At 61.8% G+C, this 17,406-nt stretch carries 15 protein-coding genes; 5 read left to right on the top strand and 10 right to left on the bottom strand.

Annotated elements, in window-relative coordinates; all coding sequences use genetic code 11:
- Window positions 1-20 precede the first annotated feature (20 nt).
- The gene (locus V8Z65_RS04110) at window positions 21-1,931 is read left to right on the top strand and encodes a beta-L-arabinofuranosidase domain-containing protein (RefSeq protein WP_338722731.1); all 1,911 of its coding nucleotides are present in this window, start codon (window positions 21-23) and stop codon (window positions 1,929-1,931) included.
- Between the two features lie 32 nt (window positions 1,932-1,963).
- On the opposite strand, the gene V8Z65_RS04105 is transcribed toward V8Z65_RS04110, so the two are convergent.
- The 5 genes from V8Z65_RS04105 to V8Z65_RS04085 form a co-directional block, all read right to left on the bottom strand.
- Window positions 1,964-2,767 (bottom strand): FCD domain-containing protein, encoded by an 804-nt coding sequence (locus tag V8Z65_RS04105; protein ID WP_338722729.1) that lies wholly within the window; start codon window positions 2,765-2,767, stop codon window positions 1,964-1,966.
- Complete coding sequence (locus tag V8Z65_RS04100; protein ID WP_338722727.1) at window positions 2,764-3,570, bottom strand: ATP-binding cassette domain-containing protein; 807 nt, start codon at window positions 3,568-3,570, stop codon at window positions 2,764-2,766. The genes V8Z65_RS04105 and V8Z65_RS04100 overlap by 4 nt, the downstream gene beginning before the upstream one ends.
- The gene (locus tag V8Z65_RS04095; RefSeq protein WP_338723945.1) at window positions 3,567-5,342 is read right to left on the bottom strand and encodes a dipeptide/oligopeptide/nickel ABC transporter permease/ATP-binding protein; all 1,776 of its coding nucleotides are present in this window, start codon (window positions 5,340-5,342) and stop codon (window positions 3,567-3,569) included. The genes V8Z65_RS04100 and V8Z65_RS04095 overlap by 4 nt, the downstream gene beginning before the upstream one ends.
- A gap of 5 nt (window positions 5,343-5,347) precedes the next feature.
- Window positions 5,348-6,295: an ABC transporter permease gene (locus V8Z65_RS04090; protein ID WP_338722725.1), complete on the bottom strand. Its 948-nt coding sequence runs from the start codon at window positions 6,293-6,295 to the stop codon at window positions 5,348-5,350.
- Between the two features lie 99 nt (window positions 6,296-6,394).
- Window positions 6,395-7,960 (bottom strand): ABC transporter substrate-binding protein, encoded by a 1,566-nt coding sequence (locus V8Z65_RS04085; protein ID WP_338722724.1) that lies wholly within the window; start codon window positions 7,958-7,960, stop codon window positions 6,395-6,397.
- 132 nt (window positions 7,961-8,092) lie between these two features.
- Here V8Z65_RS04085 and V8Z65_RS04080 point away from each other — a divergent pair, with 132 nt between their 5' ends.
- Complete coding sequence (locus V8Z65_RS04080) at window positions 8,093-8,746, top strand: DUF1028 domain-containing protein (RefSeq protein WP_338722722.1); 654 nt, start codon at window positions 8,093-8,095, stop codon at window positions 8,744-8,746.
- A gap of 25 nt (window positions 8,747-8,771) precedes the next feature.
- Here V8Z65_RS04080 and V8Z65_RS04075 read toward each other — a convergent pair whose 3' ends face one another.
- From V8Z65_RS04075 to V8Z65_RS04065, 3 genes are read right to left on the bottom strand one after another with little or no spacing between them, the layout of a single operon-like run.
- On the bottom strand, window positions 8,772-10,250 hold the full coding sequence (locus V8Z65_RS04075) for an NAD-dependent succinate-semialdehyde dehydrogenase (RefSeq protein WP_338722720.1): 1,479 nt from the start codon (window positions 10,248-10,250) through the stop codon (window positions 8,772-8,774).
- 1 nt (window position 10,251) lies between these two features.
- A complete protein-coding gene (locus V8Z65_RS04070; RefSeq protein ID WP_338722718.1) occupies window positions 10,252-11,505 on the bottom strand; it encodes an iron-containing alcohol dehydrogenase in 1,254 nt (417 codons plus the stop codon).
- Between the two features lie 3 nt (window positions 11,506-11,508).
- Window positions 11,509-12,513, bottom strand: a complete 1,005-nt coding sequence (locus tag V8Z65_RS04065; RefSeq protein WP_338722716.1) for an Ldh family oxidoreductase — start codon at window positions 12,511-12,513, stop codon at window positions 11,509-11,511.
- An 80-nt stretch (window positions 12,514-12,593) separates the two neighbouring features.
- Between V8Z65_RS04065 and V8Z65_RS04060 the strand changes: the two genes are divergently transcribed.
- From V8Z65_RS04060 to V8Z65_RS04050, 3 genes are all read left to right on the top strand, one after another.
- Window positions 12,594-13,253 carry a GntR family transcriptional regulator gene (locus V8Z65_RS04060; RefSeq protein WP_338722714.1) on the top strand — a complete coding sequence of 220 codons (660 nt, stop codon included), beginning with the start codon at window positions 12,594-12,596 and terminating at the stop codon, window positions 13,251-13,253.
- Window positions 13,254-13,445: 192 nt separating this feature from the next.
- Window positions 13,446-14,219, top strand: coding sequence for an ABC transporter permease (locus tag V8Z65_RS04055; protein WP_338722712.1), 774 nt, complete (start codon window positions 13,446-13,448; stop codon window positions 14,217-14,219).
- Between the two features lie 90 nt (window positions 14,220-14,309).
- Window positions 14,310-14,984, top strand: coding sequence for a helix-turn-helix domain-containing protein (locus tag V8Z65_RS04050; protein WP_338722710.1), 675 nt, complete (start codon window positions 14,310-14,312; stop codon window positions 14,982-14,984).
- A 32-nt stretch (window positions 14,985-15,016) separates the two neighbouring features.
- Here the strand turns inward: V8Z65_RS04050 and V8Z65_RS04045 are convergent, their stop codons facing one another.
- The gene (locus V8Z65_RS04045) at window positions 15,017-16,090 is read right to left on the bottom strand and encodes a winged helix DNA-binding domain-containing protein (protein WP_338722708.1); all 1,074 of its coding nucleotides are present in this window, start codon (window positions 16,088-16,090) and stop codon (window positions 15,017-15,019) included.
- Between the two features lie 29 nt (window positions 16,091-16,119).
- Window positions 16,120-17,367, bottom strand: a complete 1,248-nt coding sequence (locus V8Z65_RS04040) for an epoxide hydrolase family protein (RefSeq protein WP_338722706.1) — start codon at window positions 17,365-17,367, stop codon at window positions 16,120-16,122.
- Window positions 17,368-17,406 lie beyond the last annotated feature (39 nt).

Genomic DNA, 17,406 nt, shown 5'->3' with positions numbered 1-17,406 from the left:
AGGCCGGAGGAGAACCAAGAATGCGCCGCTATTCCCCTGTCGATTTTACCCGAGTAAGCCTTACCGGCGCTTTTTGGGCCGAACGGCTCGAAACCGTTCTCACCCGGACCGTGCCGAGCCAATATAAAAAGCTCGATGAAAGCGGGATCCTCGAGTCGCTTGAGTTGAAAGACCCGCCGCCGCCTCTGCGGATACCCCGCAATGCCGGTGGCTTCACGACCCAGTTCTTCTGGGATTCCGATATCGGCAAATGGATCGAGGCCGCCGGCTATGCCTTGCGCCACCGTCGCGATGCAGAAATCGAACGCCAGGTCGACGAGATCGTGGACAAGCTCGAAGCGGCGCAAATGCCCGATGGCTATCTCAATCTCTGGTATCAAGGGCATGAGATCGAGAACCGCTGGACCAATCTGCGCGACCGGCATGAGCTCTATAATATCGGCCACTTGCTCGAAGGCGCGATCGCCTATTACCAAGCCACGGGCAAGCGCAAATTCCTCGACGTGATGGAGCGCAGTCTCGAGCATATCCGCACCACATTCGGCACCGGACCGGGTCAGAAGCGCGGCTATCCCGGCCACCAGGAGATCGAGATTGCTCTGATCCGACTTTACCAGTTGACAGGGGACCGCAAACAACTCGACTTGGCTGCCTATTTCATCGATGAGCGGGGGCGCCAACCGCATTACTTTGATGAAGAAGCAATCGCCCGTGGCGATGACCCCAAGAAGTACCATTTCTACAATACCGGCAACTACGAATACGGGCAGGCCCATAAGCCCGTGCGCGAACAGGACAAGGTGGTCGGCCACGCCGTTCGCGCCATGTACATGTATACCGCCATGGCGGACCTGGCGGCGGAACTTGACGATGACAGCCTGCGCCACGCCTGCGAAGTGCTTTGGAAGGACGTGACCACCACGCGCATGTACGTCACCGGAGGCTTTGGTCCGTCAGCCTCCAATGAGGGCTTCACCACCGATTACGACCTGCCCAATGACACGGCCTATTGCGAAACCTGCGCCTCGATCGCTTTCGTGTTCTGGGCCCAGCGCATGCTCAACCTCGAACTCGACGGGCAATATGCCGAACTGATGGAGCTGGCGCTCTATAATGGCGTCCTCTCGGGCCTCTCCCGCGATGGCGAACTCTATTTCTACGAGAACAAGCTCGACAGCGACGGCAGCCATCGCCGCTGGCCGTGGCACCCCTGCCCCTGCTGCACCATGAATGTCTCTCGCCTGGTTGCCTCGGTCGGCGGCTACTTCTATTCCGTCGGGCCCGGCGCCATCGCTATCAACCTTTATGGCGGCAACAGCGCCGAGCTGGAGCTGGAGGGCCGCCGCGTTCGCATTGTCGAAGAGTCGAACTATCCCTGGTCGGGCAAAATCAAGGTCAGTGTGCATCCTGACGGGCACGGCCCTTTTGCGCTCAAGCTGCGTATTCCGGCCTGGGCCCGCCATGCCGTTGCAACGGTAAACGGCAACCCGGTCGATGTGCCCGGCCAACTGTCGGATGGCTATCTCGTTATCGAACGCGACTGGATCGACGGCGATGCGGTGGAGCTTGATCTGCCCATGGCCCCGCGCCGCATCTATGCCAATCCCAAGGTGAAGATGGACCGCCACCGCGTCGCCCTGGCACGCGGACCTTTGGTCTATTGCGCCGAGCAGGCCGATAATGAAATACCGGTGCCCGATCTCATGCTCTCGCGCGAGGTCGCAATCACCGAGGAGAACCGGGCCGATCTGTTCGACGGGATCGTCGCCCTCAAGGCGCCGGCAAAAACAATCGGCAATGACGATTGGGGACTGGACCTTTATCGAACGAGCCCGCCTGCGGCCTCCGCAGCCACGCTCACCGCCGTCCCCTATTATTTGTGGGCCAACCGGGAGGCAGGCCCCATGCAGGTCTGGTTGCACGAGGTATAGGCCGCAAGGCTAACGGCCGCTGCTGCCCCGGATCACGGCGTTCGGCGTTTTCTTGAGCGGGGCGGCGCGGCCTCTTCGCTCAGGAACCGGTCGATCAGTTTGGCCTGTAGGCCCAGCATATGTTTTTCAGCTTCGGCCATATGGTCGGCGAGGATGGCGGACGCCGCCGCGGCGTCACGGCGGCGCATGGCCGCGATAAGATCGCGCTGATGCTCGATGCCGGACTGGCGCAGGACCGGCTCCGGCTGCACATAAATGTCCTGAGCGATGGCTAGGTCCTTGAGCAGGCGCTGCAGGAAACGGCAGATAAAGGCCAGGATAGGATTGTCGGAATATTCGGCGACCACGCCATGGAAATCGAGCTCGGCCATGCGCTGGTTCCAGCGTTCGGTGGCGTCGGCTGGTTCGTGGTCATAAACCGAGATAATAGCCTCGAGACGGTTAAGGCCGGCCTCGTCGATATGCGGAGTGGCACTGGCGGCCACCAGAGGCTCGAGCGCTTTGCGCATCTCGTAAATATTGGCGATCGAGAGGTTCTTGGCGAAGAGGAAATTGGACAAAAGGCTCATGGCCCTGCCCTCGGACATACGCTCGATAAAGGCTCCGCCGCCGGGCCCCGTGCGCACCGAGATCAGGCCTTGAACCTCTAGTGCCTTGAGTGCCTCGCGCACCGTACCCTTGCTGGCGGCAAACTGGCTGATCAGCTCGCGTTCCTGCGGCAGCCGGTCGCCCGGTGCCAGTCCATGTTCCACGATCATCCGCTTGATGGCATCAACGATCTCGTCGGTCCGCTTGCGGCGGGGACGCTCGTCCATGCTTGGGTCTATCTCGTTCATGCGGCATCCGATGTAGTCAGGCGAGGCGCACTGGCAATCAGCGCCCGAGTATAGTCATGTTGCGGCGCGGCAAAGAGCTGCGCAGCAGGGCCAACCTCCACCACTTCTCCCAGATACATCACGGCGACACGATCGGAAATGGATTCGACCACGGCCAGATCGTGACTGATGAAGAGATAAGAGAGGTCCAGATCGTCGCGCAATTGCCGCAGGAGCAGCAGGACTTGAGCCTGCACCGAAACGTCGAGGGCGCTCACCGGTTCGTCCAGCACGAGAATGCGCGCTTCGGCCGCCATGGCTCGAGCAATGGCGATGCGCTGTGCCTGACCGCCGGAAAATTCGTGCGGAAAGCGCTCGAGCGTATCGAGCGGCATCTGCACGGCGTCGATCAGATCCTTCTTGCGGCGCTTGCGCTTGTCGCTGTCATAGCCGCAAAGAAGGTTCAGGGGCACGTCCAGAATGTCACCGATGGTCTTGCGCGGATTGAGCGAAGCAACCGGGTCCTGGAAGACATATTGGATGGTGCGCCCAAAAGCCCTGGACCCGGCCGATGCCAATTCCTCCCATGGCTTACCATCAATGGCCATGGCGCCTGACGTGGGTCTTTCGAGACCCACGAGCATGCGGGCCAGGGTCGATTTCCCCGAGCCGCTTTCGCCCACGATGCCGAGTGTTTCCCCGCGCTTGAGATCGAGTGAGATATTCCTGACCGCGTGAACTTCGCTGGCCTTGCGGCCGAAGAGATTGCGGCCCCCACCGAATGTCTTGACCAGATCGCGGATTTGAACGGCGTTTTCACTCATGACTTGGCCTCCGAAAACAGGGGGCGCACGCGCTCGAGGAAGGCCTGGCCTTCGCCCAGTTCCGGCACGCAGGCAATCAGGCGCTTGGTATAATCATGCTGTGGATCGCGCAGCACGGCGCCGGTATCGCCCTGCTCGACGATTTCCCCATTTTTCATGACGGCCACCCGGTCGCAGACCTGGGCAACGACGCCAAAATCGTGGGTGATGAGCAGGAGCGCCAGGCCGCGTTCACGGCGCAGATCCTGCAGCAGTTCGAGAATGCGGGCCTGGACGGTAACATCCAACGCGGTGGTGGGTTCATCGGCGATGATGATGTCGGGATCATTAGCCAGCGCCATGGCGATGCCGATGCGTTGTCGCTGGCCGCCGGAGAGTTCATGCGGATAGGCATCGGCACGACTCCGGGCGTCACGAATGCCCACGGTTTCCATCAGCTCGATGGCGCGGCGATAGGCTCTGGCCTTGCCGACGCTTTCATGCACCAGAATGGCCTCGGCAATCTGCTCGCCGACCCGAAACAGCGGATGGAGCGTGGTCAGCGGATCCTGGAACACATAGGCTACCCGGCCGCCACGCAAACCGATCAATTCCTGCTCGCGCAGGGCGAGCACGTCCCTGCCCTCCACATAGACACCGCCCCCGGTGATGACGCCAGGCGGCGAGGCCACCAGGCCCATGAGCGAAAGGGCCGTGACGGATTTGCCCGAACCGCTCTCGCCAATCAGGCCAAGGCACTCGCCCTTGCCGAGACGGAAGCTGATATTTTTGACGGCCGCTGCAATGCTGGCGCCGTCATCAAAGCCGGTGGAAAGATTGTCGACGACCAGGGCCGGCGCGTCTTCGAGCGTTGCTGCGGGTTTGGCCTTGCGGTCGATCCTGGTCACCGGCATTGGCCGATCCAACGCGCCTGAGCGCAAACGCGGGTCGAGCACGTCACGGATGCCGTCGCCGAGCAAATTGATGCTCATGACCAGCACGAAGATCATGATGCCGGGAATGATCGAGGCATGAGGTGCGGTGAAGAGTTGCGCGCGGGCCTGGCCGAGCATGGAACCAAGATCGGAAGTGGGCGGCTGTGCGCCAAGGCCAAGGAAGCTGAGGCCCGCAGTTTCAAGGATCATCCAGCCCACGGTAGTGGACATGGTAATGACGATGACGGGCAGCACATTGGGCAACACTTCGGTGAACAGGATCGCCGGATGGCTCTTGCCGGACAGGCGAGCCGCATCGACAAATTCGCGATTGCGGATCGAGACCGTGACGCCGCGGATGTTGCGTGCAAAGAAGGGGATATTGACGATGGAGATGGCATAAAGCGCGTTGAGCAGCCCCGGTCCCAAGGCCGCCACGATGGCTATGGCGAGCAGGATATAGGGAAAAGCCATGAGCATATCGACAAAGCGCATGAGCACGCTGTCGGTGGCGCCGCGCGAATAGCCGGCGACGAGGCCGATCAGCGAGCCGAAAATCGCCGCCAGGGCCGTGGCGCTGACGCCGACCAGCAGCGAGACCTGGGTGCCCCAGATGAGCCGCGAAAGAATGTCCCGGCCCAGATGGTCGGTGCCTAGCAGATGCCCGTCACTCAAGGGTGGCAGGAGCCGGTTGGGCTGGTCGGTAATGTCGGGATTGGGCAGCGGCAGGATTGGGGCGAGCACGGCCAGCACCACGATAAAGCCGAAAATGAAGAGACCCGCGGCAGCAAGCCGATTGGCCATGAGCAATTGCCAATTGGTACGGCGCTTGCGGGGCTCGGAGGCAGTCAGGGTCATGTCGGTCATGCTTTAAGCCTCGGATCGAGCATGGCCTGTGCGACATCGGCCAGAAGGTTGACGAGGACATAGACGGTGGCGGCGACCAGAACGCCGCCCTGGACCAGCAGCAGGTCGCGGGTGGACACGGCCTTGACCAGCATCTGCCCCAGGCCAGGCCACTGAAACACGGTTTCGATATAGACGGCGCCGCCGAGCACAAAGCCGGCCTGGATGCCGATCACGGGAATGATCGAGACCAGGGCCGCGCGGAAGGCGTGGCGATAGATCACCGCATTCTCACTCAGGCCCTTGGCACGGGCTGTGCGGACGAAATCCTGGCGCAGGACTTCGAGCATGGCAGCGCGAGTGAGGCGCGCGACAACACCAGTGGCGACAATGGCAAGGGTGCCGGCTGGCAGGATCAGATGGCGCAGCAGATCGGGCAGGTCGCCGCCGCCATAGACGGCATACATGCCCGAGGCGGGCAATAGGCGCCATTGCACCGCAAAGAGCAGGATCAGCACGAGGCCAAGGAAAAAGGCCGGCATGGAAATGCCGATCAGCACAAAAAAGGTGACGATGCGGTCAGTCCAGCCGAATTGGCGAACGGCCGAGACAATGCCGGCGAGAATACCGAGCACCGAACAGATAATCAGCGAGGAGCCGGCCAGAATGAGCGTGGCTCCAAAGCGCTCCAACACCTCATCGAGGACGGGGCGGTTGAGAATATAGGAGCGGCCGAAATCGCCCTGCAGCAGATTGCCGATCCAGATGACATATTGCTCGGGCCAGGAGCGGTCCAGACCCAGGGCGCGATTGATGCGTTCAACATTTTCGGGCGTGGCATAGGAGCCCAGGAGCGCCTGTGCCGGGTCGCCGGGGATGAGCTTCATCACCAGGAACACTATGATCGAGAGGCCCAGAATCACGGGGATCGCGGCCAGAAGCCGTTTGCCGATATAGGTGGTCATGTCTGATCCTCCTCTAATCCCGGGGCGTGGCGGCATCCCCTCGCCGACCAGCGTGGCCAAAGGGCCGGATGGAGGCTATGCCCCCACCCGGCAACAGCCCTAGGGCTTGCTCACGTCCCGAAGGACCAGACCGAAATCGGGCTGCAGCTCGAAGTTCTCCACGGCGCTGGTAACCACGGCATTCTGCTTCCAATTGGCCACGAAGAGCCATGCGGCATCTTCATGGGCAATTTCTTGCACCTTTTTATAGAGCGCGGCGCGTTCCTCCTGATCGGTCGAAACGCGGGCAGCGTCGAGCAGTTCGTCCACTTCCGGGTTGGAATAATAGGACGAGTTGAAGCCACCTTCTTCGGGCCACGCGGCGGTACGCAAGGTGAGGAAAGGCAGCGTATCGGGATCGGAGGTCATCCAGGCCATTTCGGCCATGTCAGCCTTGCCTTCTAGGCCCGGGTTCACTTCGGAGAGGAAGGTGTTCCACTCATAGGTCTGGATTTCGACGTCGAGCCCGACGGCGGCCAGATCGGCCTGGATGGCCGTGCCCATGGGCACCGGATCGAGCATGCCCGAACCGCCTTCGGTGACGAGGAAGGTCAGCGAAGCGCCTTCCGCGCCGGCTTCGGCGAGCAATTGCTTGGCCATTTCGGGATCGTAGGGATAGGGGTCGATCTCCTCATTGTAGGCCCAGTTGAAGGCCGGCGGGATGGGGCCGGCCGAAACCTCGGCGGTGCCTTGCAGCACGTCGTTGACAAGGCTCTCCTTGTTGACCGCGTAGTTCACCGCCTGACGGACACGCACGTCAGCGAAGGGACCTTCCTTGGCATTGAGCATGACGTACCAGACATGCGGCCCGACGGCCTCGACCACTTGATAATTGGCGTCATCGCGGAACTGGGCGACATTATCCGGCGGCGTTTCGAGCAGTACATCGATACCGCCCGAAAGCATTTCGGCCACGCGGGTATTGGCATCGGTGATCGGGCGGAAAATGGCGGCTTCCAGAGCCGGAGCGCCACCCCAGTAGTCCTGGTTGCGCGAGGCGACCACGCTTGTATTGGACTGCCATTCCTCGAATTTGAACGGGCCCGTACCGACCGGATTGCGGCCATAATCGGCACCGAATTGCTCGACCGCCGCCGGCGATACGATCAGGCCGGTTGGCGAGGCAAGGTTGGACATGAAGGGCGCATAGGGCTCGCTGAGCGTGAACTTGACTGTCAGGTCGTCGATCACCTCGACCTTGTCGACCGAGGAGAAAAAGAAGGATAGCGGGAATGGGCCCGTATCGGCGAAGGGATGGGTTTCATCCAGCATGCGGTCGAAATTGAACTTGACCGCTTCGGCATTGAACGGCGTGCCGTCGTGAAAGCTGACGCCTTCGCGCAGGTTGAAGGTATATTCCAGCCCATCGTCGGAGATGGTCCAGTCGGTTGCCAGCGCCGGTTCGATTTCGAGCGTGCCGGACTTGTTGCGCACCAGACCGTCATACAGGTTCACCGCAATGCGGAAATCATTGGCGGCGGTAGATACGTGCGGGTCCAACGATGCCGGCTCGGCAATCTGACCAACAACCAAAACGTTAGGCGGTGTTTGCGCGGCGACCGGCGATATGAGCGCCAATGCGGTGGCGGCAAGTAGCGGCGCCAAGCCGTACCATTTGGATTTCATCGAAACCTCCTTGCGTTCCCTCAACCATTGCCTCCCGGCCCTTACCGTGAGACAAGGCATTTGCAATTTATCATCATAAATACGCCATCCCGTCAATTTATGATGATAAATTTATAGGAGGAATTTCCCGGCATGACGTTTTCGATTGTTGCCCGCGATGCCCGAACCGGAGAACTGGGTGTGGCCACCGCAACGGCCGGTCCGGCAGTCGGCTCCCTTGTTCCCCACGCCCGGAGCAATAGTGCCGCTATCGCCACGCAAGCCATGACCAATCCCTATTTGGCCTTCGACATGCTCGAACAGGTTGACGATATGGGGGTGGAAGCGGCCATGACAGCTGCTTTGTCGGCCGATCCGGAAAGCGAAAGGCGGCAAGTCATCGCCATCGATGCGCAGGGCCGAATGGCGGCCTGGACTGGCGCGCATTGTCAGGACTACGCCGGGCACATCAAAGGCGACAATGTCGCCGTCGCTGGCAATATCCTGGCCGGTGAAAGGGTCTTGCAGGCCATGTTGGAGGCTGCATCCACCCCCGCCCCGTTGACCGATAGACTGCTCGCAGCACTACTCGCGGGCCAGTCCGCCGGCGGGGACAAGCGCGGCATCAACTCGGCCGCGCTCAAGATTTATGGCCGCGAGGCCTATCCCGATGTCGACCTGCGGGTCGACTGGTCTGCCGCACCCCTATCCGAGCTGTCCGGGCTCATGGAGCGCACCCTGAAGGGCGGCTATGCCGACTTTTTCGGCGAGGTCACCAGGCGCGGCATCCCCCATCCCCCGGTTTAGCGGAGCCCATGGCGGCGCGGTTCAGCTACCAACTCACCGCAATATATTTAGTCTCGCAGAATTCGAGAATGCCATGGTGGGCGCCCTCCCGGCCCAGGCCGCTTTGCTTGGTGCCGCCGAAAGGCGCCGCCGGATCGGAAGCCAGGCCACGATTGAGGGCGACCATGCCGGACTCGACCTTCTCCGACACCCGTAGCCCCCGCGCGAGATCGCGGGTGAACACATAGGCAATCAGGCCATATTCAGTGTTATTGGCCAGGGCAATAGCCTCTTCCTCGGTCTTGAACACCGCAATGGGCGCGACCGGGCCAAAGATCTCCTCACGCATCAATTTTGCCTCGGCCGGAACATCGGCAAGAACCGTGGGTGAGAGAAAGTAACCAGCGTTGCGGCCGGTTTGGCCGCCGGTCAGCACCCTGGCGCCTGCCCGGACCGCTTCATCAACCCAATTATCGATACGCGTGACCGCATCGCGGTTGATCAGCGGACCGCATTGGGTCGCGGGATCATATCCGGGGCCAACCCTTAGCGCCTTCATGCGTTCAACCAAGCCGGCGGAAAAGGCCTCAGCTATGCCCTCCTGCACATAAAAGCGATTGGCCGCGGTGCACGCCTCACCGCCATTACGCATTTTGGCGACCATGGCGCCATCCAGCGCTGCGTCGAGGTCGGCATCGTCAAATACGATGAAAGGCGCATTGCCGCCCAGTTCCATCGAGCAGGAAATGACCGTATCGGATGCCTCGCGCAGCAGGCGGCGCCCTACTTCGGTAGACCCGGTGAAGGACAGCTTGCGCACACGCGGATCGTGCAGCATGGCGCTCACCGTGGCGCCCGCCTGCGCTGTGGTGATGACGTTGACCACGCCGTCGGGAACGCCTGCCTCGCGATAGATTTCCGCCAGTGCATAGGCGGTCAACGGGGTTTCGGTCGCCGGTTTCAGCACACAGGTGCAACCGGCTGCTAGAGCCGGCGCGATTTTGCGCGTTGCCATGGCGGCGGGAAAATTCCACGGGGTGACGAGTACCGCCACGCCGATCGGCTGGTGTTGGACCAGAATGCGGTTGGCGCCGCTTGGGGCGATGGAAACATCCCCGTTAAGGCGCACCGCTTCTTCCGAAAACCACCGGAAGAACTCGGCGGCATAGGTTACTTCGCCTTGTGCGTCGCCGAGGGCCTTGCCGTTTTCAAGCGAAATAAGCTCTGCCAGCATTTGCTTGCGCTCGATCATCAGCTCGAAACAGCGGCGCAGAATTTCGCTGCGCCGGCGCGGCGCCGTGGCGGCCCATGCCGGCAAGGCATTGTGAGCGGCGGTCACCGCGTCCAAGGCATCCTCGACACTGGCATTGGCAACCCGGGTGATAACGGTGCCGGTGGATGGGTCAATAACATCAATATCATCGCCGCCTCGACCCTGTCGCCACTGGCCCCCAATGAACAAGCGGTCGGGTACGCCGGCAGGATCGAAACTCAGGTGTGGGGAAATCTGGGTGTCAGCGGTCATCTCATTTCGCCTCTCGTTCCAACTGGCCGTCTTGCAGCGCGTCGCGATCGCCGCGATATGCAGCCAAGACCAGCCGGGTCATGGATTGGGTGTCAAGCGGCCGCGCGTTGTTCTTGACGAGCCTAGTAGCGGCCAGCGCCTGTTCCACTACCCAGCCAAGTTTGTCCTCTTCAAGACCCAACGTCTTAAGGTCTGTGGGGATGCCGATATCGGCGAATAGCGCGGCCACGCCATCGACGGCGGCGAATGCGCGTTGCCTCTGGGTAAGGCCATCGACTACCAGGCCGAGCGCGACGGCGATTTCGGCCAGTTCGGGCGTGATGGCTGGCAGATTGAACGCCATGACATAGGGCATCATCGCCGCCACGCCCAGGCCATGCGCAGTGTGGGTCAGCGCGCCGACCGGATATTGCACCGCATGCGCGGCAGCAGTTCCAGCCGTACCGAAGGCCAGTCCCGCCAGGGTTGCGCCCAGCATCATGTCGGTCCGCGCCTTCTGGTCACTACTATCACGCACTGCTGGCGCCAGACTGCCACCGATCAGCCGGATCGCCTCAAGCGCATAAAGGTCGCTTAGCGCGTTTTTGCCCAGAAACACGTGATCGTGGGCGATTGACCCAGCCGGCTCGCGGCGTTTGGTGGTGAACGCCTCGATGGCATGGGTAAGCGCATCGGCGCCCGAAACGGCGGTTAGTCCGGGCGGGCAGCCATAGGTCAATTCCGGATCGCAGATGGCGGTGTGCGGAATAAGGTGCGGACTGGCAATACCGACCTTGACGGCCCTGCTCCGATCCGAAACCACCGCCACCGGCGTAACCTCCGAGCCGGTTCCGGCCGTCGTGGGCACGGCGATGAGCGGCACGATCGGGCCAGGCACCTTGAACTCGCCGTAATAGCTAGAAATATCGCCGCCATGGGCCAGCAACAGGGCGATGACCTTGGCGGCATCGAGGCAACTGCCGCCGCCTACGCCAATGATGACATCGGCGGCAATATCGGCGCCCTGGGCGAGGCCCTTCGCGATACAGTCGGCAGGAAGTTCGGCCTGGACGCCGCTGAAAACGGCGACGGAAGTACCGGCTTCTTCCACGTCGCGGACCATTCGATCAAAGACCGGTTCCCCAGCCATGCGGTCGTCGGTGACGAACAGGGCACGGCGCCCCAACGCCTTGGCATATTGTGCCAGCGCCGCGCGTTGCCCCGCACCGAAAACAAGGTTTCTAGGCCCTCTGACCACGCCAAATGGTGTTTCCATCGCCTAGGCCCCTTCCTGTTCAGCCGCCAGCCGCTGCAAGTCGCTCCACAACGGCTCGGCCAGCGGCACGCCAATGCGCAAACGCTCAGCCCGGCAGGCCCGTCCGCGCTCACCGGGAATGAGCACTTTTTCGACGCCTTCGGCAGGCTCGGCCTGGCGCAGCATATCCAGATAATCATCAAGCAAGGCGTTCGGGCCATCGATGACGATGAACAGATCGCCCTTATTGCAGATGGAGTGCGAATCCAGTGTTCCGTGCACGTCCCGGCCGAGCGCCGCGCCGGCAAGACTGGATGCAAGGAGCCCGAATGCCAGCCCCAGCGCATAGCCCTTGGCGCCACCAAAAGGTGCCAGCGCCCCGGCCTTTGCCGCGGCGGCATCGGTGGTGGGATTTCCTTGCGCATCAAGAGCCCATCCCTCCGGCAGAGGCTCGCCGCGGCTGGCATAATCATGGACCTCGCCCATCGATACAATGCTGGTGGCCGTATCCATGACGAAGGGTTCGCCCTGGGTGGGAACCCCTATCGCTATGGGATTTGTGCCAAGCATAGCCTTGCGACCGCCCCAGGGATGCACCAGGGCCTCGCTGGTGGAGAAGGCCAATATGGTTTGCCCGGCCTGGGCGATGCGTTCGGCATAATAACCGAGCATGCCGATATGGTTCGAATTGTGAATGGCGGCCACGGCAATTCCCGTTTGCCGGGCGCGGATCGCAATCTGATCGAGCGCGGCCAGGGCGACAACCGGCCCAAGCCCCATCTCTCCGTCGACCTCAAGAAAAGCCTCGCGGCGCCAATAATGCCGCCCGACACTCGCGGGATTGGCAACGCCGTTTCCAATGCGCTCGACGACGCGGCGCAGACGCAGCAGTCCGTGGGACGGCACACCACGCAATTCGGCCTCTAGAAGCAGATCCGTCTGCGAAGCCGCACTGGGCTCGGGAACCCCGGCATGGATCAGAATTTGCGTCGAGAGTCGGCGCAAGGTCTGCGCATCGATAAGGGGCACAGTAAATCCTATAGGATATTTGATTGTTCGCAGTGCATAGTGGTGGTAGCTTGTCGCTCATGTCAAGTTTGGGAACGCAGATGAATTCGCTGACCGATATCAGGCGGCCTGTCGCGTTGACCGAGGAGGTCTACGCCCGGCTCTTCGACCAGATGATGACGCATGGCATCGCCCCGGGCACCAAACTGTCGGTCGACGCGCTGGCTCGGACGCTCAATGTGTCCCAGACCCCCATTCGCGAGGCGCTAGCACGGCTGGAGGCGCAGGGTCTTGTGGTCAAGGTGCATCTGGTGGGGTATCGCGTGGCCGAGCGCCTGGAGCACGGCCGCCTGGATCAGATCTACGAGATGCGCCTATTGACCGAGCCTCATCTGGCGGCTTTGGCGGCCAGGAATATCGGCGAGAAGGAGCGGGCGGAGCTGTCCGCACTTTGGCAGAACATGGATACTGGTGCCGCCTTTCGAACCCCCGAGGATTACACCCGCTTTTCCCGTCTGGACGAGGAATTTCACGGTAGCATTGCGGCCGCCAGCGGCAATAAGGTTATCGCCGAGGCGCTTTCGGCCCTGCATGTGCATGTCCACCTGTTCCGCATGTCCCAACCGCTGACGGCGATCTCGGACGCTATTGTGGAGCATCGCCGAATAGCGGCGGCCCTTGCCGCCGCTGATCCCGATGCCGCCGCGATGGCCATGCGTGATCACATTCTCAATTCACAGAGGCGTTTTGCGCAGGAATGAGCGCCGGTATCCGCGACAGGCGCGCTTTGCTGCCGACATGCCGAAGAAAATTTCCCTGGGCTCTGGACCAAGAGGACAAGCTCACGCAATTTCTGCGGCGACGCATCATAGAGTTTAACCAATTGCCGATCATCCGTCCGAGTCTTGAAAGCGCCCTTCTCTGCGCTCGCATGCCCGCAAGGGACCGGGCTGTTGGATAGGTCTACGCCCAAAGGCCTGCGATCGTTGACGCTTGTCACCATTGCGCGACTGGGCGTCCTTGTCTTGCTAGTGCTCGGTTGGACACTTGCCTCGACACATGTCAGCCGCAATATCATCCCCTCGCCGCTCGACACCCTGGCGGCCGCCATGCGCCTATGGCAGCAGGGCCGTCTGCCCATGGCGATAGCGATAAGTCTGGGCACCTATCTCGGCGGCTTTGGCCTGGCCATCGTCGTGGCACTGCCGCTTGGGATCGTGATGGGCGCCTTCGGCCTTTTGGGCCGGACACTGGAAGTCTATGTCTATGCCCTGGCCGCGACGCCTCGCGTGGCCTTCATTCCACTGATCATTCTGTTTCTCGGCCTTGGCATCGAAGCCAAGCTGTTCGTGGTGTTTCTCGGTGCCGTGATGCCAATCGTCATCAACACCTATGCGGGGGTGCGTCAGGCCGATCCGGACCTGGTCGAAATGGCGCGCAGCGTGGGGGCCGGCCGATGGCGTATCTTTGCGGCAATCGTGTTGCCGGGGGCCTTGCCCTATATTCTGACCGGTCTGCGCATCGGCGCCACCATTGGCCTCATCAATACCGTGGTGGCCGAGCTTTATACCGCCGTGACCGGGCTTGGCGGACTTCTGGCGCTTTACGGCAATACATTCCGCATGGCCGAATATTTTGTCGTCGTGCTGACCCTGTCCCTGATTGGCGTGGTGGTCACCGAACTTTTGCGCCTGCTCGAAATCCGGCTGGCGCGCTGGTCTGACTGACCAGGGTCGATCCGGCGGGCTGGAATTGTCACCTGCCTTCGATTACTTTCCTTCGTCCACAAGCTCTTCGGCGACGGGATTACCTCTGCCATGGTCCAGAAGCACACCCGCCGCGCGTCGTCCCATCCCTGGATCGACACGGTCTGGCAAACCGTATCGCTCGAAGATGGGATCTATCGAGCCACACCGGATGGATCCTGGGACCTGATCCTGAGCTACGGTCCGGACGGACAGCCAAGCCTGTGGCTTACCGGGCAATCGACAGAACCAGTCGACGTCCCCTATCGGGGCGGGTCGCATGCCATCGTTATCTCCTTTGCCGCCCATGTATTTCTGGTGCACGAAAAGCAGGTTCTGACCGGCGCGACGGTGCGATTCCTACCCGTAGAAGGGGACCATTTCACGCTCGATGGCGTCGAACTGCCGCTCCCAACATTTCTCGAGGCAGAGCAGCTTGTCGACCAGATGATCGCTGCCGGCCTATTGCAGTCCAATGACGTGGTCGCGCGGGCTTTCAGCGAAAATCCGAGGGCGGCCTCCAGGCGGACGGTGCAACAGCATTTCAAGAAGACGACCGGGATCACCCAGAAGGATTTCGAGCTCATCCGCCGGGCGCAGGAAGCGGTGCGCCTGCTAAAGGCGGGTGCGAGCGCGGCGGCGGTGGCCGTTGAGCTGGGCTATACCGATCAGCCGCACATGATCAAATCTATCAAGAAGATCATGGGTCATCTCCCGTCCAACCTGGACCCGGTACACAAAATCTGAGCCGCGCGGGGCCGGGCTGACGTCGGTTATGCCTATTGGTTCTGACCGATCGGTTGTTCCCAGAAATGCGAGAGGCGCGCCAATTGCGCCTGGACCAGTTCAGACGCGACCACCTCAGGATCGCCAACAAAGTGCAGATCGACCCGCCCCGATTTTGTACCCAGCGTCTTTTGCCAGGAGCCGACGAGACGGCCATTGAGGAGGACGCTTGGTCTGAAGAAGGTGATCGCCTCGTCCGGCGCGCCAGGAACGCGATCATAGGCGGCACGGTCCTTATAGGCGACCAGCAGTTCGTCGAAGGGCGAAAGCAGGTGCAGCAGGCCATTTGGAGCAGGCCGGTCTGGCGGCGCCATGTCCAGCGACCACAGGGTCATGTCGCCCGAGACACTTTTCCGAAGTCGTTCGCCCACCAACGCCATCGCCTCGCGCGCCATTGTCAGGGTTAGGCCGGACCACCAGGCAAAATCCCGATCAGTCGCCGGCCCGTGGCTCTGGAAATAGCGCAGGGCCAGCATTTTCAGCGAGCCTTCACGATCAAGAGACCGGCTATCGACACCGGCAAGCCAATCATCGAGCAGCACAAAGGTCGGCTGCTTGCCCCGATGCGGTCCGAAGCAGATCAACCCCGCCTGCGCCCAATAGCCAAGAATGTGCAGGCCGGCGCCTTTTTCGGTGACAATCCCCTGGCTTTCGAAGTGGGCGTAGATTTCGGGCCGGGTCAGTGCATGGTCGCGCAGGGCCGTTTCAAGCACTTTGCGACCGGCCTCCAGGATCGCCAAATCGAGCCCCATGCTGCGCAAGACCGACCAGGAGCGCTCGTTCTGGCGAGCGCCCGTCAGCGCCAGCATCCAGCGCACATCCGCCGCCGGGACGAAGTGGATCGTCCCGCGCAAGGGCCAGGTCCGCACGATCTGCCGGTCGGCCACGGCCTGGTGGACCTGGCTAGCGGTCAGGTCCGCGGACCTCTGCCCGATAGCCCAGAGTGCACCACCAAAATCCTGCGCCTGGACGGCACCGAACCATTGAACCGCCTCGAGTACGGAAGCAAAGGGCGCTCCGGCGAGGCGCTGGGTGTGGCAGCGGATAAGGGCAAGGTCCATGGTCATGGTTTGGGGTCCCGGTGACGCAAGCCGAATTAGGCGCGAAGCGTGCCGAAAAACAAGCGCAGGTCACCAACCAGCCGATCGGGATGCTCCATTGCCGGGAAATGGCCACCATCTGCATATTCGGTCCAGTGCGACAGCGCTTGCATCGGGTCGATCAGCGGGCGCGTGAGATCGTCGGCATGAAAGGCAATGACACCTTTTGGCGTTGCGGTCTGCGCGCCCCAGCCCATGGCCCGGAAACTTTCCCAGATCGCGTTAGCCGAACCGGCGCCGCCGCCCCCAAACCAATAGGTCGAGGCGATCGCCAGGAACTGGTCGATATCGACAGCGTCCTCGATCAGGGCCTTGCCGGGATCGGTCCAGGCGGCAAATTTCTCGGCGATCCAAGCCAATTGCCCGATGGGAGAGTCGTTAAGGCCATAGCCAAGCGTCTTGGGCCGCGACGATTGGATGGCGAGATAGCCGTTCCTGTCCGCCATTCCGGCGAAGCGTTCGTTCAGAATGGCCTTCTGTTCCTCCGAGAGGTCCGGGCGGGCCAGGGTGACGTCCTTCATGAAGGACGCGACGGCTACGGCGGTATCGCTATCGGTGCCGGTATGGACACCAATGGCGCGACCGGCCGAGAGAGCATCGAGTTCGCCCGCTATGCCGGCGCCCATATCGGTGCCGTGGATGGCGAAACGCTCGTAGCCAAGCGCCGAAACCAAGGCCAATACGCCGCCGGCGACCCTGGCCATATTCCATCCGGGCGTCGTCGGGGCCGGTGACAGGCCAAATCCCGGAATTGTCGGGGCTATGATGTGGAAGGCATCACTGGCCTTGCCGCCATGGGCGGTCGGATTAGCCAGCGGCCCGAGAATCTTGAGATATTCCAGGCTGGAGCTGGGCCAACCGTGAAGCAGAACCAGCGGCATGGCTCCGGGTTCGGGCGAGCGAATGTGGAAGGCATGAATGTCTTGCCCCTCATGGGTAAACAGCACCTGCTCGAACCGATTGATCCGCTCTTCATGCTCCGCCCAATCGAGCCGGGCCCAGCGTTCTGCGAGCTGGCGGAGATAGCCGCCGGGAATACCGCGCTCCCAGCTTTCCGGCCCCACCTCAACGGGCCAGCGGGCCTGGGCGAGGCGGTCACGGAGCAAGACGGTGTCCTCGGTCGGTATAGACAGACGGTGGGGCTTGAGATTGGACATGGGGTTCTCCTGTGAGAATGCCGGCAGGCCCAGAAGGCTGCCCAGCACGGTTGATGCGGCGATGGCATTGAAATGGCGTCGCTTCATCTTGTTGCTCCTTGGTGGATCGTCCCCTGCAGACTAGAA

This window comes from Devosia sp. XK-2 (assembly GCF_037113415.1).
Lineage (GTDB): Bacteria > Pseudomonadota > Alphaproteobacteria > Rhizobiales > Devosiaceae > Devosia.
The sequence above is the reverse complement of the archived record's forward strand: the minus strand, read 5'-3'. Positions and strand labels throughout refer to the sequence as shown.